At 61.2% G+C, this 19,025-nt stretch carries 17 protein-coding genes; 13 read left to right on the forward strand and 4 right to left on the reverse strand.

What is annotated here, in order from left to right:
- Positions 1-82: 82 nt before the first annotated feature.
- Together ACIPL0_RS22530 and ACIPL0_RS22535 are read left to right on the forward strand one after the other, a co-directional pair.
- Positions 83-508: a DUF2628 domain-containing protein gene (locus tag ACIPL0_RS22530; RefSeq protein ID WP_400599239.1), complete on the forward strand. Its 426-nt coding sequence runs from the start codon at positions 83-85 to the stop codon at positions 506-508.
- A gap of 63 nt (positions 509-571) precedes the next feature.
- On the forward strand, positions 572-901 hold the full coding sequence (locus ACIPL0_RS22535; protein ID WP_400599238.1) for a hypothetical protein: 330 nt from the start codon (positions 572-574) through the stop codon (positions 899-901).
- 26 nt (positions 902-927) lie between these two features.
- Here ACIPL0_RS22535 and ACIPL0_RS22540 read toward each other — a convergent pair whose 3' ends face one another.
- Positions 928-1,527 carry a hypothetical protein gene (locus ACIPL0_RS22540; RefSeq protein WP_400599237.1) on the reverse strand — a complete coding sequence of 200 codons (600 nt, stop codon included), beginning with the start codon at positions 1,525-1,527 and terminating at the stop codon, positions 928-930.
- A gap of 135 nt (positions 1,528-1,662) precedes the next feature.
- On the opposite strand from ACIPL0_RS22540, the gene ACIPL0_RS22545 reads away from it, so the two are divergent.
- Together ACIPL0_RS22545 and cysC are read left to right on the forward strand one after the other, a co-directional pair.
- Positions 1,663-2,358: a sulfotransferase family 2 domain-containing protein gene (locus ACIPL0_RS22545; protein WP_400599235.1), complete on the forward strand. Its 696-nt coding sequence runs from the start codon at positions 1,663-1,665 to the stop codon at positions 2,356-2,358.
- Positions 2,351-3,010, forward strand: a complete 660-nt coding sequence (gene cysC, locus ACIPL0_RS22550) for an adenylyl-sulfate kinase (protein WP_400599234.1) — start codon at positions 2,351-2,353, stop codon at positions 3,008-3,010. The genes ACIPL0_RS22545 and cysC overlap by 8 nt, the downstream gene beginning before the upstream one ends.
- A gap of 327 nt (positions 3,011-3,337) precedes the next feature.
- On the opposite strand, the gene ACIPL0_RS22555 is transcribed toward cysC, so the two are convergent.
- Entirely contained in the window at positions 3,338-4,825 is a 1,488-nt protein-coding gene (locus ACIPL0_RS22555) for a YdgA family protein (RefSeq protein WP_400599233.1), read from the reverse strand.
- Positions 4,826-5,041: 216 nt separating this feature from the next.
- On the opposite strand from ACIPL0_RS22555, the gene ACIPL0_RS22560 reads away from it, so the two are divergent.
- The 4 genes from ACIPL0_RS22560 (at position 5,042) to ACIPL0_RS22575 (ending at position 10,152) form a co-directional block, all read left to right on the forward strand.
- On the forward strand, positions 5,042-5,737 hold the full coding sequence (locus tag ACIPL0_RS22560; RefSeq protein WP_400599232.1) for an HAD-IA family hydrolase: 696 nt from the start codon (positions 5,042-5,044) through the stop codon (positions 5,735-5,737).
- Positions 5,738-5,990: 253 nt separating this feature from the next.
- Entirely contained in the window at positions 5,991-6,497 is a 507-nt protein-coding gene (locus tag ACIPL0_RS22565) for a sigma-70 family RNA polymerase sigma factor (protein WP_400599231.1), read from the forward strand.
- The gene (locus ACIPL0_RS22570) at positions 6,497-7,459 is read left to right on the forward strand and encodes a FecR domain-containing protein (protein ID WP_400599230.1); all 963 of its coding nucleotides are present in this window, start codon (positions 6,497-6,499) and stop codon (positions 7,457-7,459) included. The genes ACIPL0_RS22565 and ACIPL0_RS22570 overlap by 1 nt, the downstream gene beginning before the upstream one ends.
- Before the next feature lie 227 nt (positions 7,460-7,686).
- The gene (locus ACIPL0_RS22575) at positions 7,687-10,152 is read left to right on the forward strand and encodes a TonB-dependent siderophore receptor (RefSeq protein ID WP_400599229.1); all 2,466 of its coding nucleotides are present in this window, start codon (positions 7,687-7,689) and stop codon (positions 10,150-10,152) included.
- Positions 10,153-10,621: 469 nt separating this feature from the next.
- Here ACIPL0_RS22575 and ACIPL0_RS22580 read toward each other — a convergent pair whose 3' ends face one another.
- A complete protein-coding gene (locus tag ACIPL0_RS22580) occupies positions 10,622-11,587 on the reverse strand; it encodes a LysR family transcriptional regulator (protein ID WP_400599228.1) in 966 nt (321 codons plus the stop codon).
- 298 nt (positions 11,588-11,885) lie between these two features.
- Here ACIPL0_RS22580 and ACIPL0_RS22585 point away from each other — a divergent pair, with 298 nt between their 5' ends.
- From ACIPL0_RS22585 to ACIPL0_RS22605, 5 genes are all read left to right on the forward strand, one after another.
- Positions 11,886-12,764, forward strand: a complete 879-nt coding sequence (locus ACIPL0_RS22585) for an amino acid ABC transporter permease (RefSeq protein WP_400599226.1) — start codon at positions 11,886-11,888, stop codon at positions 12,762-12,764.
- A 20-nt stretch (positions 12,765-12,784) separates the two neighbouring features.
- Positions 12,785-13,549 (forward strand): amino acid ABC transporter ATP-binding protein, encoded by a 765-nt coding sequence (locus tag ACIPL0_RS22590; RefSeq protein ID WP_400599225.1) that lies wholly within the window; start codon positions 12,785-12,787, stop codon positions 13,547-13,549.
- A gap of 22 nt (positions 13,550-13,571) precedes the next feature.
- On the forward strand, positions 13,572-14,393 hold the full coding sequence (locus ACIPL0_RS22595; RefSeq protein ID WP_400599224.1) for an ABC transporter substrate-binding protein: 822 nt from the start codon (positions 13,572-13,574) through the stop codon (positions 14,391-14,393).
- A gap of 161 nt (positions 14,394-14,554) precedes the next feature.
- Complete coding sequence (locus ACIPL0_RS22600; protein ID WP_400599223.1) at positions 14,555-15,739, forward strand: MFS transporter; 1,185 nt, start codon at positions 14,555-14,557, stop codon at positions 15,737-15,739.
- Positions 15,740-15,935: 196 nt separating this feature from the next.
- Complete coding sequence (locus tag ACIPL0_RS22605; RefSeq protein WP_400599222.1) at positions 15,936-16,940, forward strand: aldo/keto reductase; 1,005 nt, start codon at positions 15,936-15,938, stop codon at positions 16,938-16,940.
- A 120-nt stretch (positions 16,941-17,060) separates the two neighbouring features.
- Here the strand turns inward: ACIPL0_RS22605 and lapD are convergent, their stop codons facing one another.
- Positions 17,061-19,004 (reverse strand): cyclic di-GMP receptor LapD, encoded by a 1,944-nt coding sequence (gene lapD, locus ACIPL0_RS22610; RefSeq protein WP_400599221.1) that lies wholly within the window; start codon positions 19,002-19,004, stop codon positions 17,061-17,063.
- Positions 19,005-19,025: the final 21 nt, after the last annotated feature.

Raw genomic sequence — 19,025 nt, forward strand, 5'->3', positions numbered from 1 at the left:
AAAGGAGGGCCGCAGCACCGCAAGAGATGAATGGATATTCCTGGAAGAACAATCACATCGACGGAACACAAGGAGCGACATCATGAGCACCACTGAACAGTTGCAGGACACCCGCAAATACAGCGCCAAATGGCAGGAGCGATTCGACTTCTTCGACACCTTCGGCGCTCCGAACGACCCACGCTACAAGGCCGAACTGAAGACTCTGCCATTTCGCAGAAAACTCTTGGTCAACGCCAATTTCATCGCGTTTTTCTTCGGCCCGATCTACCTCTTCGTCCTGGGCCTGTGGAAGAAGAATCTGGCGTTGCTGGGCTGCATGTTTTTGCTCTACACGGCCTTGATCGTGATCTTTGCCATCGTCGGTATGGAATTTCCCAAGGCCCTGGATAACGGCCTGGGCTTCGGCTTTTCGATCCTGTACGCCATCGCAACCAACTACGCCTACTACCTCAAGGAAGTGAAGGGTGAACAAGGTTGGAACCCGTTCAAGGGCATGCGCTTCTGAACAGAGCGACCGCCGATGCAGGCGGCCTTTGTCGCGCTGCATCGGCTTTACGGTGAATCGACCATGACTGAAGAGCTCAAAGCCTATGTGCAAAGTGCGGCGGTTCAGACCGTTACCGTCAAAGTGATGGATGAGACGCTGACGCCTGCGCTGAAGTCTCTCGGCTTTTCAATGCAAGCGCGGGCCGGGATCGTCGCGCTCAACGTGATCGACGACTCGCAGAAAGCCCGGGTCTTTGATGCGTTGCGCCAATTGGGCGTGGCCTTTTCCGATGGCAGGGAATGGTGCCCCGCCGAGGTGTTCGAATACCTGCGGGACAAGGGCTTGCTGAGCGGGACATTCGTCAAGGTGTCGTGGACTGCACCGGGGCAGATCAGGCGGTCGCTGGTTTGAGCCCGCCAGCAATAAATATGGCCTGATCAGATATTCACCGGTACGAAGTCGGGCCCTCCCAGCGTGTCCCGAACATTCAACGCTGTACGCATCAGCGGCTCCCACAATCCACTCTGGCTGTTCCACGGACTTCCGGCCCAGCGCGTATCGGCGATCAACAGCGCCTTGTTGGCTTGCAGTTGCTGCTTGAGCATCGCGCCGACGGGTTCGAGGTCCAGTTCAAACAGGTCAGTGTATTCACTGCCCGGTTGCGCATGTTGCTTGCTTCGGCAATAGCCGTAATACCAGACCCAATCGGACACAACGTAAATGGCTTTCGAACGATCCGCACAATCGGTCAGCACATCGCACAAGGCCTTGACCAGCTGTCCGGGAAACCTGGCATCACGGTGCTCCCGCCAGTAATGCAGAACCTGTTGGTCAAAGGCGGCCATCACATTTTGTGGCTCGTCGTTATCGCTTCTGGCGACCTGAAACCAGGGTGCCTCCCCCAGCAGAAACCTGTCCAGTTCGTCACAGGCCAAGGCGTGCTCAAGAAAAGTTTCGGGATGCATGAATACCTCATATCCTGTTTTCGCTATTTCTCTAAACGATAGCCCATTTAAATAGTCTGTATCCAGCCGCACACAAACTCTCTACAAACCGCCCACAACTTATTACATTAATCCGCTCAGCGTAAAGTATTTGCAAAGTCGCTCCCTTTCCTTATAACTGCCTGTACTCTGAACGTCGCTTCATACCTCGTTACAGGTCATCCCCTTATGAATCACTTGCTATGGAAGTTACTTCCCAAGAGCCAGCGTGAGTTTTTGCTTGAGCGACTTTCCGTCGTCGATCGTCAGGCCGTGAACAAGACACTGTCGCGCAGAGCCCGGTTTCCCGAGGCTTTCGACCATTTTGAGTGCATCTTCATTCACGTTCCCAAATGCGCCGGCAGCAGCGTGGCGATGTCGATATTTGGCGATACGCCCACCGGTCATTTGCCACTCTATTGGTACGAGAAGCAATTCAAAGATCGGTATGAGCAGTACTTCAAGTTTGGCTTTGTACGTGATCCACTACATCGAGCATTGTCGGCTTATCGTTATCTACTGCAAAACCCGCAGCCCCGGGATAGAGCCGCTTTTGAACTGGTCAGCCGTTATTCGCGTTTCGATACATTCATCGATGGCTGGTTGCATCCGGAGAATGTGTCGAAACAAATACATTTCGCCCCGCAGTATCAGTTTCTGCAAAACAGCATGGGCCAGATTGCGGTGGATTTCATCGGCCGCCAGGAACATCTGGAAGCGGATTTCTCAGCGCTATGTGAGCACCTGGATATCAACGCTCAGTTGCGCCATCTCAACCGCTCCCCAGGCGCCAACTATCGCACCACCGCGCTGTGCTCCGAGGCTTCGCGACGACGCATCCGCGAGGTCTATGCCCGAGACTACGAGCTGTTTTCCTATGACTGACGCCCGCCCAGAACCTCGCCCGCTGATCATCGCCGGACCGCTGTCCGTGGCGCAGGATCAGCGCGAGGCATTGAAGCAGCAGCACGCCTGCTGCATCTGGCTGACCGGGTTGTCCGGCGCCGGCAAGACCACGCTGGGCAACCGGCTGGATCAGACCCTGACCAGCCACGGCCTGCACAGTTATCTGCTGGACGGTGACCGTCTGCGCCGCGGGCTGTGTCAGGACCTGGGGATGAGCGAAGCCTGCCGTCGCGAGAATGTGCGGCGCATCGGTGAAGTGGCGCGACTGATGGTGGATGCCGGGCTGATCGTGATTGTTTCGGCGATTTCGCCGTACCGGGAAGACCGCGATGCCTGCCGACAGCAGCTTGCCGACGGGCAGTTCATCGAGGTGCATGTCAGCACGCCGCTGAGTGAGTGCATGCGGCGCGATGCCAAGGGTTTGTACAAGGCGGTGCGCGAAGGTCGCATCCGCAACTTCACCGGGATCGACAGCCCCTACGAGGCGCCGCTGGAGCCGGAGTTCGTGGTCGATACCAGCATCGACAGCGGCGATCTGTTTATCGATCAGTTGCTGACGCAGTTGCTGGATACCAGTCCGCGGCGCGGGTTTTATCCGGCGTTTGCCGGGGTGCAGGTGAGGGCGCGGTGACGTCATCGCGGGCAAGCCCGCTCCCACAGAGAGTGTGTTGTTTGATGGATGAGCGCATGCCCCTGTAACAGTCCGGCTTGCCGGCGGGGGCGATATTGATGACGCCTCAACAGCCAGGCCTTACAAATGACGAGGTGGGAGGGAGCCCTGCTCGCGAAAGCAGTGGCTCAGACACCGCTGCTTCATCTGACAGACCGCTTTCGCGACCGTCGTAACCTCCGATCCCTCCCACGGCCTGCGGCCAGAAGCAGGCCGTGCAAGGGCGTCGATGCAGGCCAGTCAGGCAGATGACTCCCTCCCACCAGGGCAGAGCCCGCAGCCCCGAAATCACTGCCCGCCGTTGAGCATCACGAATTTGCCCATCATGGCCGCCGCGAATTGCTGGGCGCTCATCTTCTGGCCGTTGAAGTCCACCACGTCGTCGGCGTAGTGCAGGGTGGAGACGATGTTGTCGCCCTCGACCTTGCCCATCTGCAACATGATCGCCATGCCACCCACGGACTCGGCGGCACCACGGGCCTGTTCGGCGACGGCAGCAGGGTCGGTCAGGCCGGCAGAGCTGGCCTGCAAGGCGGCGAGGTCGCGGATCATCGGTTTGGACAGCAGCAGTTTGGCGTCCAGTTGCGTCAGCAGTTGCTTGAGCAGCGCGGCGCCGGGCTGGTCCAGTGAAGTCGGGTTGGCCAGGTCCATCGACAGGCTGAAATGGCTCTCGCCGTTGGCGGTTTTCAGCGACAGCTTTTCCAGTTCGACGTGTGGCTTGGCCGCCAGCAGCTTGCCTACTTCGGCCTGCACCAGCGCCTGATCCGCCGCGCTCAGGTGCGGCGTGTAGGATTCGCCCATGGCCGCTGCGGCCTGGGCCTGCGGCTGGACTTTTTCCTGATAGATCTTCAGCAGTGACTTGGTCGAGGCGATGTCGAAGTTGGCGAACTTCCACAGCATCTGCGCCGCACCGATGTCCTTGCCGTCGAAGCGGATCTTGTCGATGTCGTAGGTGACCTGGGCATTGAGATTGCCCTCGACCTCCTGCAACAGGCTGGTGTTGACGAAGTTGTTCAGCTCGACAGGCGGACGCCCTGCGGCCTGGAAGATGACCGAGGCGACCTTGGCATCGCTGTGGCCCAGATAGAAACCGGACTTGCCCTTGGTGCCGCCGGTGTTGAAGGTCACGTCTTTGAGCGACAGGTGAACCGGGCCCTCTTCAGAGCTCGCGGTCACGTCGAAGCTGCCCAACAGGCCGTTGGCCTCCAGCTTCTGGCCGTCGCCACTGCCCGAGGCATTGAGGGTGAAACCGGAGAATTTGAAGGCGCCGTTCTGGTCGCTGAACTCGAACGGCAGAAACTCGACCCGACCCTGTGCGGCGCGGTCGTAGCCCATGCTGAAATGCCCGGTCAGCGGCGCCTGGCCGTTGGTCATGGCAAACCACTTTTCCGAGAACAGGTTCTTTTCCAGCTGCAGGTTGCTGGCGGCCATGACCGGCACCAGTTGCAACGACTTGACCCGGCTCCACGGCAGCGGACCGTGCTCGATTTCATCGGTGAAGAGCAATTCGACCGGATGACCGTCATTGAGCTTCGGACTCTGGAACACGAAGCGGTAATGGGCGGTGCTGGAGAAGAAATGCCGATCCAGCGACAGCAACGAAACGCTGGCATTGCCTTCGTGGCCGACGAGCGCCGCCTGGATCTGCTGATTGGCCTGCACCACGGCATCGCCGAGCACGCCTTCCAGACGCTTGCCGGTGTACCAGGCGCCGGCTGTGGCGATCACGCCGGCCACGATGATGACGCCAGCGGCGACCTTGACTGATTTATTCATGTGTCGACTCGAAGATGTCCGTTCTTGAAGAGGGGGTCATGTCTTCCCTGACCCCTGAAGGTTCCGGCGCCGGGATGCAGGCACCGAACAGCCCGCAGGCGGCCGAGAACCCGGCGAGAGTAGCATCCGCAGGCGCCACTTTGCAGCCGCTGCGCCTAGCCACGGCCTTTGCCTGCGCGTTAGGCTGGTCGTCCACTTGCAAACGGGATCGATGAGATGAGCGATGCGCAAAAGCCGAAGGGCCCGATCAAGGCGGTGATCTTCGACATGGACGGACTGCTGCTGGACACGGAAGGCATTTACACCGAAGTCACCAACACGATTGCCAACTGGCACGGCAAAACCTTCGACTGGTCCGTAAAGCAGCATTCCATTGGCCGTGGTTCGCGGGACTTCGCCGAGTACGTGATCAGCGCGCTGGAACTGCCGATGTCTGCCGACGAGTTCCTCACCGTACGCCAGCCGATGCTCGACGAGCGTTTCCCCCACGCCCAGCCGATGCGCGGCGCCGAGGCACTGGTGCGCCATCTGGCCAAACACGACATCCCGATTGCCGTCGGCACCAGTTCGTCGATTCATTACTTCCACGTGAAAACCAGCAATCACCGGCCATGGTTCGAGCTGTTCGAGCATGTGGTCACCGCTGATGACCCGGAAGTGACGGCCGCCAAACCGGCGCCGGACATTTTCCTGGTCGCGGCCAAACGCCTCGGCGTCGAGCCGAAAGACTGCCTGGTGTTCGAGGATTCTCCGTTCGGCGTGACCGCCGCAAAAACCGCCGGAATGTATGCCGTGGCCGTACCGGATTCACACATGCCGGTGGAGCAATACGCCCATGCGGACCTGATGCTGGGATCGCTGACGGAGTTTCCGCTGGAAGACTGGGGGTTGCCGGGGTATCGCTCTGCCTGAGGCGACATGGGGCTTGTGGGAGCCGGCTTGCTGGCGAATACCGTAGAATCATTCAACCCATCCGCGACTGATCCAACGCATTCGCCAGCAAGCCGGCTCCCACGGGTTTCGTCAAAGGACGCGGTAACGGCCAACAACCACTCATCCCCCACCCTGTGCAATGAAATTGCCAGCGCTCTGCGGGCGAATATAGAATGAGATCAATTCTTAATAACATCCGGCACGGACGCCCGGAATGTTTTCAGTGGTCTCTATGTCGTCAGTCGATCGCTCGCTCAACCTTCACGTACACAATCTGTATTGCGAACATCACGGCTGGCTGCATGGCTGGTTGAACCGCAAGCTGGGCAATACCTGCGATGCGGCGGACCTGGCCCATGACACCTTCGTGCGCCTGTTGACCCGTCAGAACGTTGCCGGTTTCGGTGCCGAGCCCCGGGCTCTGCTGACGCATATCGCCAAGGGTCTGGTGATCGACCGCTGGCGGCGGCAGGACGTCGAGCGCGCGTATCTGGAAACCATCGCCCACTTGCCGGAACCGGAAGTGCCGTCGCCAGAAACCCGCTGGCTGATCCTTGAAGCCCTGTACCGCATCGACGCCATGCTTCAGGCCATGCCGGAAAAAGTCCGCCAGGCCTTCCTGATGTCGCAGATCGACGGCATGACCTATCCGCAGATCGCCGCCGAGCTGGACGTGTCGCTGATCACGGTCAAACGCTATATGCGCGATGCCTTCCTTGCCTGTTTGAGCGTCGCCTGATGAATCAGCCTATTGATCCGGAGATCCTCGGCGAAGCCGCCGACTGGCTGGTGCAATTGCAATCCGGCGCGGCCACCGATGAAGACCATCGCGCCATCCAGCTCTGGCGCGGGCGCAGCGCCCAGCACGCACAGGCCTGGCAGCGCGCCGAGGCGATTCTCGGTGATTTCCGCGCCGTGCCCGGCTCGATTGCCAGCGATACGATCAAGCGCATTGGCCGCAGCAAGCACATCGGCCGGCGTCAGGCGCTCAACCGCATCGGTTTGTTCCTGCTGGCTGGGCCTGCGATCTGGCTGGCCCAGCGTCAGTTGCCCTGGGACGAATGGCTGGCCGATCAGCACACCGCCATCGGCGAACAGAAAAACCTCACGCTGCCGGACGGTACACGCTTGCTGATCAACACCCACAGCTCGCTGAACATCGCCTTCAGCGCCAGCGAACGGCGGATCAGGCTGTTCACCGGCGAGGTGCTGATTACCACGGCCAAGGACCCGGCGCCGACTTATCGCCCGTTAATCGTGCAGACCCGCGACGGTACTGCGCGAGCCTTGGGTACGCGTTTCAGTGTGCGTGTCGACGAGCAGCGCAGCCGGCTGGCCGTGACGGAGGGTGCGGTGGAAATCCGCCCCCTCCACGGAAACCAGAGCTTGATCGTCAAGGCCGGTGAGCAGAGCGCATTCAGCATCGATAGGGCGGATGCCGTCGCGGCGCTAGACCCGGCCAGCATGACCTGGGAGAACGGCATGATGGTCGCCACCAACATGCGCCTGGCGGACCTGCTCGGCGAGTTGGGACGCTACCGGCCAGGCGTGCTCCGTTGCCACGATGCGGTCGCCGATCTGACAGTGTCCGGGGCATTTTCCCTGCGCGACACCGACGCCAGCCTGCGTCTGTTGCAGGACACCCTGCCGATCACTGTCAGTAGCCTCACTCGTTACTGGGTCGCCGTGGAGCCGCGTTGACTGGATGAGCACGGAGCCTTCAGTGGGAGGGAGCCCTGCTCGCGAAAGCAATCTGTCAGCCACTGAAGCAGTGTCTGCGCTGACGCCTTCGCGAGCAGGGCTCTCTCCCACGGGGAACGCAAAACAGCGCCTGATCAGTCCATCCAATTTTTTTTGATACCTTTTTCCGGGTCGTGCGGTGTGGAAGAGAACCCACTCACTTTTCCATGCGCCGACAGGATTGCCGAATGACTTTCACGCCGCACCCGCGCTCTCTCAAATCGAGTTCTTCCCGCTTTCCGGTCAAAGCGTTGAGTCTGGCCATTGCCTTGGGCGGGCTGGCGCCGATGCAGGCGGCACTGGCGGCCGATCCTGTCGAAAGCAGCGTGGCGCGCAGCTACTCGATTGCACCGGGGCCACTGGGCAATGTGCTGGCGCAGTTCGCGGCGATGTCCGGCGTGCCGCTGTCGTTCGATTCGAAGATGCTCAACAACCACCACAGCGACGGCCTGCAGGGCAGCTACACGGTGCAATCGGGTTTTGCCAAACTGCTGCAGGGCAGCGGTTTTTCGCTGCTGAGCACCGGCGGCAATGGCTATACCGTCGCGCCCGAGGTCAAGACCGGCGACGCCATGGAACTGGGTGCGACCACCGTCAACGGCGAACTGAACACTGAACTGGCCGACACGTATGCTGGCGGTCAGGTCGCCAAGTCGGCGCGGCTGGGTGTGTTGGGCAATCGTGACATCAAGGACGTGCCGTTCAGCGTCACCAGCTACACCGCGAAAACCATCGCCGACCAGCAGGCCCGCACCCTCGGCGACGTGCTGCTCAACGATGCCTCGGTGCGCCAGTCCGCCGGCTTCGGCAACTTCTCTCAGGTGTTCACCATTCGCGGCCTGCCCCTGCAAACCGACGACATCGCCTTCAACGGCCTGTACGGCATCCTGCCACGGCAGATCATCACCACCGAAGCGGTCGAGCGGGTCGAACTGTTCAAAGGCCCGAACGCTTTCGTCAACGGGGTCGCACCACAGGGCAGCGGCATCGGCGGCAGCGTCAACATCGTGCCCAAGCGCGCGCAGGACACCCCGACCCGCAGCGTGACACTGGACTACGCCAGCGACAGCCAGGTCGGCGGCCATCTGGATCTGGGTCAGCGTTTCGGCGAGGACAACCGTTTCGGCGCGCGGATCAACCTCGCCCAGCACGGCGGTGAAACCGCCATTGATGATGAAACCAAGCGTTCGCAGTTGATTGCCGTGGGCCTGGATTACCGGGGCGAACGCCTGCGCGTGTCGACCGACCTGGGTTATCAGAAGGAACGCATCAACCAGGGCCGCGCCGTGGTCTATCCCAACGGCAGCGTGGTGCCGCATCCGCCGTCGGCCAAGGACAACTACGCCCAGGACTGGAGCTGGTCGCAGCTGGAAGACACCTACGGCATGGTCAACGCCGAGTACGACCTGAACGACAACTGGACGGTCTACGCCGGTGCCGGTGCCAAGCACACCCGGGAGAACGGCGAGTATTCGTCGCTGTACGTCAGCGACAACAACGGCACGGCGCGCACCGGTTTTCTGTACTCGCCCCACGACGAGGACAACAAGAGCGCCATCGCCGGTCTGAACGGCCACTTCAACACCGGCCCGATCAGCCATCAGATGAACTTCGGCCTGTCCGGCCTGTGGGGCGAGCAGCGCTCGTCCTTTGAAGCGATCCTGGTCGCCAACCGTCAGCCGAACAACCTGTATCACCCGGTGCAGATTCCGCGACCGACCAACACCTACTTCGGCAGCGATATCCATGACCCGCGCATCGTCGGCAAGAACCGCATCAAGAGTGCCGCCGTGTCCGACACCCTGGGCTTTGTCGATGACCGCGTGCTGCTGACCGTCGGTGTGCGCCGCCAGACGCTGGAAGTCGATGCGTGGAACACCACGACCGGCGCCCGCAACGCCAACTACGACGAGTCCATCACCACGCCGGTGTACGGTCTGGTGGTCAAGCCGTGGGATCACGTGTCGTTCTATGCCAACCGCATCGAGGGTCTGGCCCAGGGCCCGACTGCGCCCGCCACCAACGTGACCAACCCCAACGAGGTCTTCCCGCCCCGGCGCAGCAAGCAGATCGAAGGCGGCGTGAAGCTGGACTGGGACAGCTACGGCGCCACGTTCGGGGTTTACCGCATCGAACAGCCGAACAGCGCGACCACCACCATGCCGGGCAACCGCCTGCCGACCTTCAACGTCGACGGCGAGCAGGTCAACAAAGGCGTGGAAATGAACGTCTTCGGCGAACCCATCGACGGTCTGCGCCTGCTGGCCGGTGCGACGTGGATGCACACCGAGTTGAACAAGACCTCCAACGGCCTGACCGATGGCAACCGCGCCGCCGGCGTGCCGCGCTTCCAGTACAACCTGGGCGCTGAATGGGACGTGCCGGGCATCGAAGGCGCCGCCTTGAGCGGACGGATGCTGCGCACCGGCGGTGAGTACGTCAACGCCGACAACACCCTGAGCATCCCGGCCTGGACCCGCGTCGACCTCGGCGCCCGCTACGGCTTCAAGGCTGACGACAAATACATCACCCTGCGCGCCAACGTCGAAAACGTCGCCAACAAGGCCTACTGGGCTTCGGCATCGACGGCGAACAACTACCTGACCCAAGGCGAGCCGCGCACGCTGAAGGTGTCGGCGACGGTGGATTTCTAAACCCGTGGGAGGGAGCCCTGCTCGCGATAGCGGTGGGTCAGGCAACACTGCATTGGCTGGGCTGACGCTTTCGCGAGCAGGGCTCCCTCCCACAGGGTTTATGTGTTTGGGTCTACCTGCGGTGATGTCTTTGAGATCGCTACCGCTGGCAAGCCGGACTGGTTCCGGGCGTTCATGCACCGGCAGCTTCTGGCCGCAGGCCGTGGGAGGGATCGGAGGTTACGACGGTCGCGAATGCGGTTTGTCAGTTGATGCTTTATTGCCTGACCCACCGCCTTCGCGAGCAGAGCTCCCTCCCACAAAAGCTGATGCGCCGTGCCGAAATTCATCAGACACCACAGACCCCGTGGGAGGGAGCTCTGCTCGCGATAGCGGTGGGTCAGTCAGCGCGGGATTGGCTGGGCGGACGCTTTCGCGGGCAAGCGCGCTCCTGCAGGTTTTGGGGTGTTTGATGGCGCCGAGATCTGGCCTAAACCACCTGTTTCAAATCCACCCCCATCGCATGGGCGAACGCCTTGACCAGCGGGCTGCGTGGGGCGTTGTGGCGCAGGATGAGGTTGAACGGGGTGTTGAGGTGTATGAGGTCGGGGCGCAGGGCGCGCAGTTGGCCGTCGCGCATCAGATGGCGGGCGTAGTGTTCGGGCAAAAAGCCGATGAAGCGCCCGGTGAGGATCAGGATCGCCACCGCTTCGACCTGCGAGGCCGACGCCGACTGGCTGTCGTAATTGACGAAACTGGCCTTGTCCCGGTGGATCGCGTAGCGATGATTGATCACCTGCCAATGACGCAGGCTGTCGATGTCGAGCGTGCTGTCGTCCACGTCGAACAGTGGATGACCTGCAGCGCAGTAAGCATGGGACGGCTCCTGGTAAAGCTCGAAGTAATCGAATTCCTCACGGCGCTGGTACACCGGCACGATGCCCACGCTCAAGCGCCCCTCGACCACCCCCCGCTCGATTTCATCTAATTGCGACGCTTGCAGGCGCAATCTTACTTTGGGCGCCTCGTCATGCATTGTTCTGAGCGCGGTAATTAACGGCGAACTTTTATCGGACATCGTGTTATCGATAACGCCAATACTCAGGTCGCCGATCAGTTCGTTCTGTGCCGAACTTATGCGGTCACGAAAACTGTCCACCGAGGCAAATAATTCGATGGAGGCCTGATAGACCAGTTTGCCTTCTTCGGTCAGATGAAAACCTTCCCGACCTCGGGTACACAAGCGCATGCCGATACGGATTTCAAGGTCGGAAATCTGCTTGCTGATGGCCGCCAGGCCCACGTTCAGCTCGTTCTGCGCGGCGCTGAAACCTCCCGCCTCGACCACCGCCTGAAAAACCCGCAGCAGCTTGAAATCCATTCCGCTGAGCGTCAGCGGCGGACGGATTCCCGGTTTTTGCGGCACGTTTCCAGAAGTGGAAAGTGGAGTTTCCATAATGCTTATTTACCTCGCCCGTTATATTCAACAGGCTTTGACCCACAACAAAAACATGCCCGCCCTTCATGATGAACACAGACAATGGCGATTGGCAACCATCGACTCGACGCTCTGATCAATGACCGTTTTATCGATGTAACGATAATAAACCTGACACTTTGATCAGGACTTGCAACGCGTGACTGCCCACCACTCCCAGCGAACTGCCCCGGCCCCAAGGACGAGCCCACACCGCCATCGGCCGTGGCTTCGCTGTGATCGATACGCGGCCTGAACACAGCTTCGGAGACACACCATGAACCACAACCAGGCAGAGCGTTTGCAAGCCGAACGCAAGCAGGCCGAGAACGAATTCGACATCACCCGCTACGAGCACGTCCCGCGTCGTTACTACGGGCGGATCTTCTTTGCCACGCTGATCGTCGTCGCCTTGGCGGGTATGGTCCGCGCCTTCGCCAACGGCCAGATCGAGTGGAGCTACATCGGCCAGTTCCTGACCTCCGAGGCGATTCTCTGGGGTCTGGTCAACACCATCGTCATGTCGGTGCTGGCGATGATTCTCGGCGTGGTGATCGGGGTGATCACGGCGATCATGCGCATGTCGGCCAACCCGATCTTGCGCTATGTAGCCATCACCTACACCTGGCTGTTCCGCGGCACACCGCTGATCCTGCAACTGCTGCTGTGGTTCAACCTTGCGCTGATCTTCCCGGTGATCGGTATTCCCGGCCTGTTCCAGCTCGACACCGTGAGCCTGATGACGCCCTTCGTCGCTGCCCTGCTGGGCCTGAGCATCAACCAGGGCGCCTACACCGCCGAAGTGGTGCGCGCCGGCCTGTTGTCGGTGGACACCGGCCAGTACGAAGCGGCCAAGTCGATCGGCATGCCGCGCCTGCAAGCGCTGCGCCGGGTGATCCTGCCCCAGGCGATGCGCGTGATCATTCCGCCGGTGGGCAACGAATTCATCAGCATGGTCAAGATGACCAGCCTGGCCAGCGTGATCCAGTACTCCGAGTTGCTGCACAACGCGCAGAACATCTACTACGCCAACGCCCGGGTCATGGAGCTGCTGATCGTCGCCGGCATCTGGTACCTGGCGGTGGTCACCGTGCTGTCGTTCGGTCAGAGCCGTCTGGAGCTGCGCTTCGCTCGCGGCGCCGGCAAGCGTTCGTAAGTCAGGCTTGGAGAGTCCCTATGAGAAGCATCGTCAAAGCCGTCGGCCTGCATAAGTACTACGACAAATTCCACGCCCTCAAGGACGTCAGCATCGAGGTCGAACAGGGTGAGGTGCTGTGCATCATCGGCCCGTCGGGCTCGGGCAAGAGCACCTTGCTGCGCTGCGTCAACCAGCTGGAAAAGATCGACAAGGGCGGCCTCTGGGTCGATGGCGAACTGGTCGGCTATCGCGTGGCCGGCAACAAGCTGCATGAGTTGACCGACACCCAGATCGCCCGCCAGCGCCTGAGCACCGGCATGGTGTTCCAGCGCTTCAACCTGTTCCCGCACATGACCGCGCTGCAGAACGTCATCGAGGGGCCGATTCAGGTGCTCAAGCGCTCGCCCAAGGAAGCCAACGAAGAGGCCGTCGAATTGCTGGCCCGCGTCGGCCTGGCGGACAAGCGCCATTCCTATCCCGTCGAACTGTCCGGCGGTCAGCAGCAGCGCGTGGCGATTGCCCGCGCGCTGGCCATGCGGCCCAAGCTGATGCTGTTCGACGAACCCACTTCCGCCCTCGACCCGGAGCTGGTCGGCGAAGTGTTGTCGGTGATGCGCGACCTCGCCCACACCGGCATGACCATGATCGTCGTGACCCACGAATTGGGCTTCGCTCGCGAAGTGTCCAACCGCATGGTGTTCATGGACGGCGGCCAGATTGTGGAGGCCGGCAGCCCCGAAGACATTCTAATAAGCCCACAAAACCCACGAACCCAAAGCTTCATTTCTGCCGTTCGCACCTAAACCAGAACAAACGAGAACGACCATGAAAAAACTGATCCTCCCGACCCTGCTCGCCGGCCTGATGGTATCTGCATCGGCATTCGCCGCCCTGCCGGCCAGTATCAAAGACAAGGGCGAAATCACCGCCGCCATCGTCCCGAACTATCCGCCGATGGACTTCAAGGACACCGCCAGCAACACCCTGACCGGTCTGGACGTCGATCTGGGCAACGCCCTGGCCGAGCGCCTCGGGGTGAAGATCAAGTGGCAGGAAACCGCCTTCGAGCAGATGGTCAGCGGCCTGGTGACCAAGCGCTTCGACATCATCCTGTCGGGCATGACCGACACCGCCGAGCGGCAGAAGTCGGTGACCTTCGTCGACTACTTCAGTAGCGGCCCGCAGTTGTACACGCTGACCAAGAACACCGAGCTGAACCAGCTCACCGACCTGTGCGGCAAGAAAGTCGGCACCAGCCGCCGCACGACCTGGCCGGCGGAAATCGCCGAGTGGAGCAAGCAGAACTGTGAAGCGGCGGGCAAACCGGCCATCGTCGTCAGCGGTTCCGAAGGCTCCGCCGACGCCCGCGCGCAACTGCGCCAGGGTCGCCTGGATGCGGCCATGCAAGGCAGCGAAACCATTCCGTACCTGATGTCGCAGGAGAAGGACACCTACAAGCCGATCGGCCTGGCGATCTCCAAGCAGTTCACCGGCCTGGGCGTGAACAAGTCCAACCCGGAACTGGCCACCGCCATCGCCGAGGCGCTGCAATCGATGATCGATGACGGCACCTACGGCAAGATCCTCAAGAAGTGGGAGCTGGATCAAGGCGCGGTGAGCAAGATCGAGATGAACAAGGGGCAGTGATCCCTGAATCTGTAGGAGCCGGCTTGCTGGCGAATACGGCGGGTCAGTGACAACGAGGCCGACTGATACACCGCATTCGCCAGCAAGCCGGCTCCCACAATGGATTGCGTTATCCCATGGGACCGGCGCGAATGCCTGGATTTAGGACGATAAGAAAACCTGTGGCCACCTACTCCCTCGTCATCCGCCGCCTGATGGTCTGCTCGCTGACCATCGTCATGAGCCGGGCGATGACCAGCCCGCTGCTGACGCTGTTTCTGAGCACCCGGCTGGGCCTCGATCAACAGGACGTCGGCCTGCTGATGGGCATCGCGGTGTTCATCGCAACGCTGCTGGGGCTGTACGGCGGCTACATCATCGACCGCCTGGAAAAGCGCAAGCTGCTGATTCTGGCGATGCTCTCCAGCGCCATCGGCTTCACCCTGCTGACCTTCGCCCACAACGTGTACCTGACCACCCTGACGCTGGTGATCACGGAAACCGCGTCGGCGCTGTTTCTGATCGGCTCCAAGGCGATCATCAGCGAGAACCTGCCCATCGGCCAGCGCGCCAAGGTGTTCTCCCTGCGCTACACCCTGACCAACATCGGCTACGCCACCGGCCCCATGCTCGGCGTGCTGATCGCCGGGCACCTGCCGCTGGCACCATTCCTGATCGCCAGCGCCATCGCTTTCGGCAGCATGTTCCTGATGATCGGCATCCCGCCGACCGTGGCCGACGGCGACAACCAGCCACGCAGTTTTCTCGACACCCTGGTCACGCTGAAGAACGACCGCACGCTGATCCTGTTCACCGGCGGCAGCCTGCTCAGCACCATCGTCCATGGCCGCTACACCCTGTACCTGTCGCAGTTCCTGCTGGTGACCCACACCCCGGAACAGGCGCTGAAAATCCTCTCGGCCGTGCTCGCCTGCAACGCGATCACGGTGATCCTCATGCAGTACCAGATCGGCCGCTTCCTCAAGCGCGAACAACTGCCGTACTGGATCTGCCTGGGCACCGCGCTGTTCGCCGTCGGCCTGTTCGGCTTCAGCTTTGCCCAGAGCCTGCTGGCCTGGTGCGCGGCGATGTTCGTCTTCACCCTGGGCGAGATGATCATCTACCCGGCCGAATACCTGTTCGTCGACACCATCGCCCCGGAACACCTGCGTGGCAGCTATCTGGGCGCGCAGAACCTAGCGGCGTTCGGCGGTGCGATGAGCCCGGTAATTTGTGGTTACTTGCTGATCAACTCACCGGCGCCGACGATGTTTTACGTGCTGGCGGGGCTCACGGCGGTGGGCGGTACGTTGTGTTTTCTCAGTGGCCGGCGGGCGAAGCTCACGAGTGCAGACCTGACCCTGTAGGAGTGAGCTTGCTCGCGATAGCGTTTTATCAGACAACACAGTGGTGATTAACCTGACGCAATCGCGAGCAAGCTCACTCCTACAAAGAACGTCACTGTTCAAATTTGTCACTGTTCAAATCCGTCGAAAACAGGCGAGTATGTCCGGCTTAGAGCTGTCCTGATTTCCACTTCCCTGACGAAAAGGATATCGAGCAATGAACTACCGCACGCTTGGCCAATCCGGCCTCAAGGTTTCGACACTGACACTGGGTTCGATGATGTTCGGTGTACAGACCAGCACCGAAGAATCCCTGCGCATCATCGACAAGGCCTGGGATGAAGGCGTGAATTTCATCGACACCGCCAACGTCTACAACGCCGGTCGCTCCGAGGAAATCGTCGGTGAAGCCATCGCCTCGCGGCGCAGCGAATGGGTGCTGGCGACCAAGGTCGGCAGCAGCTCCGGCAATACCGCGCCGAACACCAGCGGCCTGAGCCGCAAGCACATCTTCAACGAAATCGAATCCAGCCTGCGCCGTCTGGACACCGAATACATCGACATCCACTACCTGCACAAGGAAGACCACAGCACGCCGCTGGAAGTGACCGTGTCGGCCATCGGCGACCTGATTCGCGAGGGCAAGATCCGTTACTGGGGCGTGTCCAACTTCCGTGGCTGGCGTATCGCCGAAGTGGTCAACGTGGCCCAGCGTCTGGGCGTCGACAAGCCGGTGATCAGCCAGCCGCTATACAACATCGTCAACCGCCAGGCGGAGCTGGAGCAGATCACCGCTGCGAAGTTCTACGGCCTCGGCGTGGTGCCTTACAGCCCCCTGGCCCGTGGCGTGCTCAGCGGCAAATACGCCCCGGATGTCACCCCGGACTCCAGCACCCGCGCCGGCCGCCAGGACAAGCGGATTCTGGAAACCGAATGGCGCACCGAGTCGCTGCACATCGCGCAGAAGCTGCAGCAATACACCAAGGACAAGGGCGTGGGGCTGGTGGAATTCGCGATTGCCTGGGTGCTGAACAACCAGGCGGTGACTTCGGCCATCGTCGGCCCACGCACCGAAGAGCAGTGGGACAGCTACACCAAGGCGCTGAGCGTGAAGATCACCGCTGAAGACGAGGCGTTCATCGACTCGCTGGTGACCCCGGGCCATGCCTCGACGCCGGGGTTCAATGACGTGCAGCACTTTGTGACCGGGCGTTATCTCTAACCTTTCCTTGTAGGAGTGAGCTTGCTCGCGATTGCATTCTTTCAGACATCACCATGGGTCTGATCCACCGCCATCGCGAGCAAGCTCACTCCTACAGGTCCGGTGTAATGCCGTCATCGCTCACTCCCACGGCGCAGGATCCCCAAACAACTGCCCCTGCACACCCTGAATCCCCATCTCGCGCAACACCACGAACTCGCCCTCGGTCTCCACACGTTCGGCAATCAACGGCAAATCGATGCTGTTGGCCGCGCGCTGAATGGCTTCGATGAACAGCCGTTTGTGGCCCTCCCGGTCAATCGCGCGGATGTAGCTGCCTTCGATCTTCAGATACGCCAGCCCCAGGCTCGACAGGTTGCCGATCATGCTGAAGCGCCCGCCAAAGTGCTGCAGCGCCAGCGAGAAACCGAGGTCCTTGAGCCGCCGCGTCAGCTCTTCCAGGCCTTGCTGATCCGGCACCTGCTCTTCAGTGATTTCCAGAATCAGCCGCGACGCCAGATGCCCGTGACGACGCAGCAACTCCATCACCTCATTGAGTGCGCCCGGGTCGGCCACGGTGGCTGCCGACAGGTTCAGCGCCAGCTTCTGGTCGTGCCGGGGCAACTGTTCGAACACGGTTTGCAGCATCAGCAGGTCATGTCGGCTCGACCAGCCGAAACGCTCCAGCCACGGCAGAAACTGCCCGGCCGGCAGCGCTTGGGATTCGTCGTCGATCACCCGCGACAGCACCTTGAAATGCAGCACGCGGCTGCGGTCGCCGGCATCCATCACCGGTTGGAAAAACAGCTGAAAGCGCCGCTCGTTGAGGGCCTGATCGAGCAACTCGTACCAGGCATGATGATCGTCTTCCAGGCTGCTGACCGCGCTGTGCTCGATGCAGTACCAGATCTGCCCGGTCTGGGTTTCTGCCTGAGACAACGCCTGATCGGCCAGCCCCATCAGGGTCTGCAGCGAATCCCCCGGTCGATAGGGGGCAAGGCCTATGAAGGCCGTGGGCGTGACATCGGAAGCGGAAGTCGCGCGTAGGCTGCCAAGCGCGGTTTCCAGTTCATGGGCCAGTTGCAGCGCTTCCTCCTTCACCAGCCCCGGCGCCAGCACGGCAAACTCGCCGCCGCGAATCCGGCTGATCAGATGGCGAGCCTCGGCGTGGTTGAAACACTGCCGCACCAGCACATCGCTGACCGCCATCAGCAGCGCATCGACCTTCTTGCCACCCAGCCGCTCGTTGAGACCGACCAGATCGTTGACCCGCAACAGCAGCAGATAACCCGCGCGGGCATCTTCAACCCGGCTGATGTGTTCGTTCAGGCGCATGTCGAAATAGCGCCGGTTGGCGAGCCCCGTCAGGCTGTCCTCGTAGGATTCCATGCGCAGTTTTTCGGTGCGCTCGGCATGCTCCTGAAACAGCGCCTTGAGCTTGTCGACCATCTGATTCATGGCCTGTACCACCCGCCGCAACTCGGGCGTCGCGGGCAATTCCGGCAGGCTGAGAAACTCCCGCCGGCCAATGGCCCGTGACTGCTCGACCATGTAATCCAGCGGCCTGAGCTGCCGGCGCAGCAGCCAGACGCCAAGCAGGAAACTGATCGCGCCACACAACAGCAGCCAGCCCAGATTACCCAACGCCGCCTGCCAGAGCTTGCCGATGGCGAACATCGGGTGGCTGACCACCTCGACCTTCGCCGCCGGACGCCAGCCACGGCTGACAATCGCGCTGGCGCCTGCTGGCTCCAGCGCAATCAGGCGGACGAACCAGTCCGGCGCAGTGGCGGCCGGGGTCGCGCTACGCTCGACGATGACCTTGCCGGTGCTCGGGTTGATCACCCGGATGCGGGCGTAATAACCGCTGTCGAAGATCGAACTGACCATCAGGTCCATCATGGTCGGATCGTCCACTGCGGGCGTCAGCGACAAGGCCAGCGCGGTGGCAGCGTCCTGGGCATGGGAACGCAGCTGGTTGACGTACTGATTTCGCGAACTTTCCAGGCTGACCATGAAGCCACCACTGAACGCGACGATCATGAACAGACAAATGGCGATCAACAGCTGTTTGAACAGGGTCATGGCAATTCCTTGTCCTGCGGG

This window comes from Pseudomonas sp. NPDC090208 (assembly GCF_044746785.1).
Classification (GTDB): domain Bacteria; phylum Pseudomonadota; class Gammaproteobacteria; order Pseudomonadales; family Pseudomonadaceae; genus Aquipseudomonas.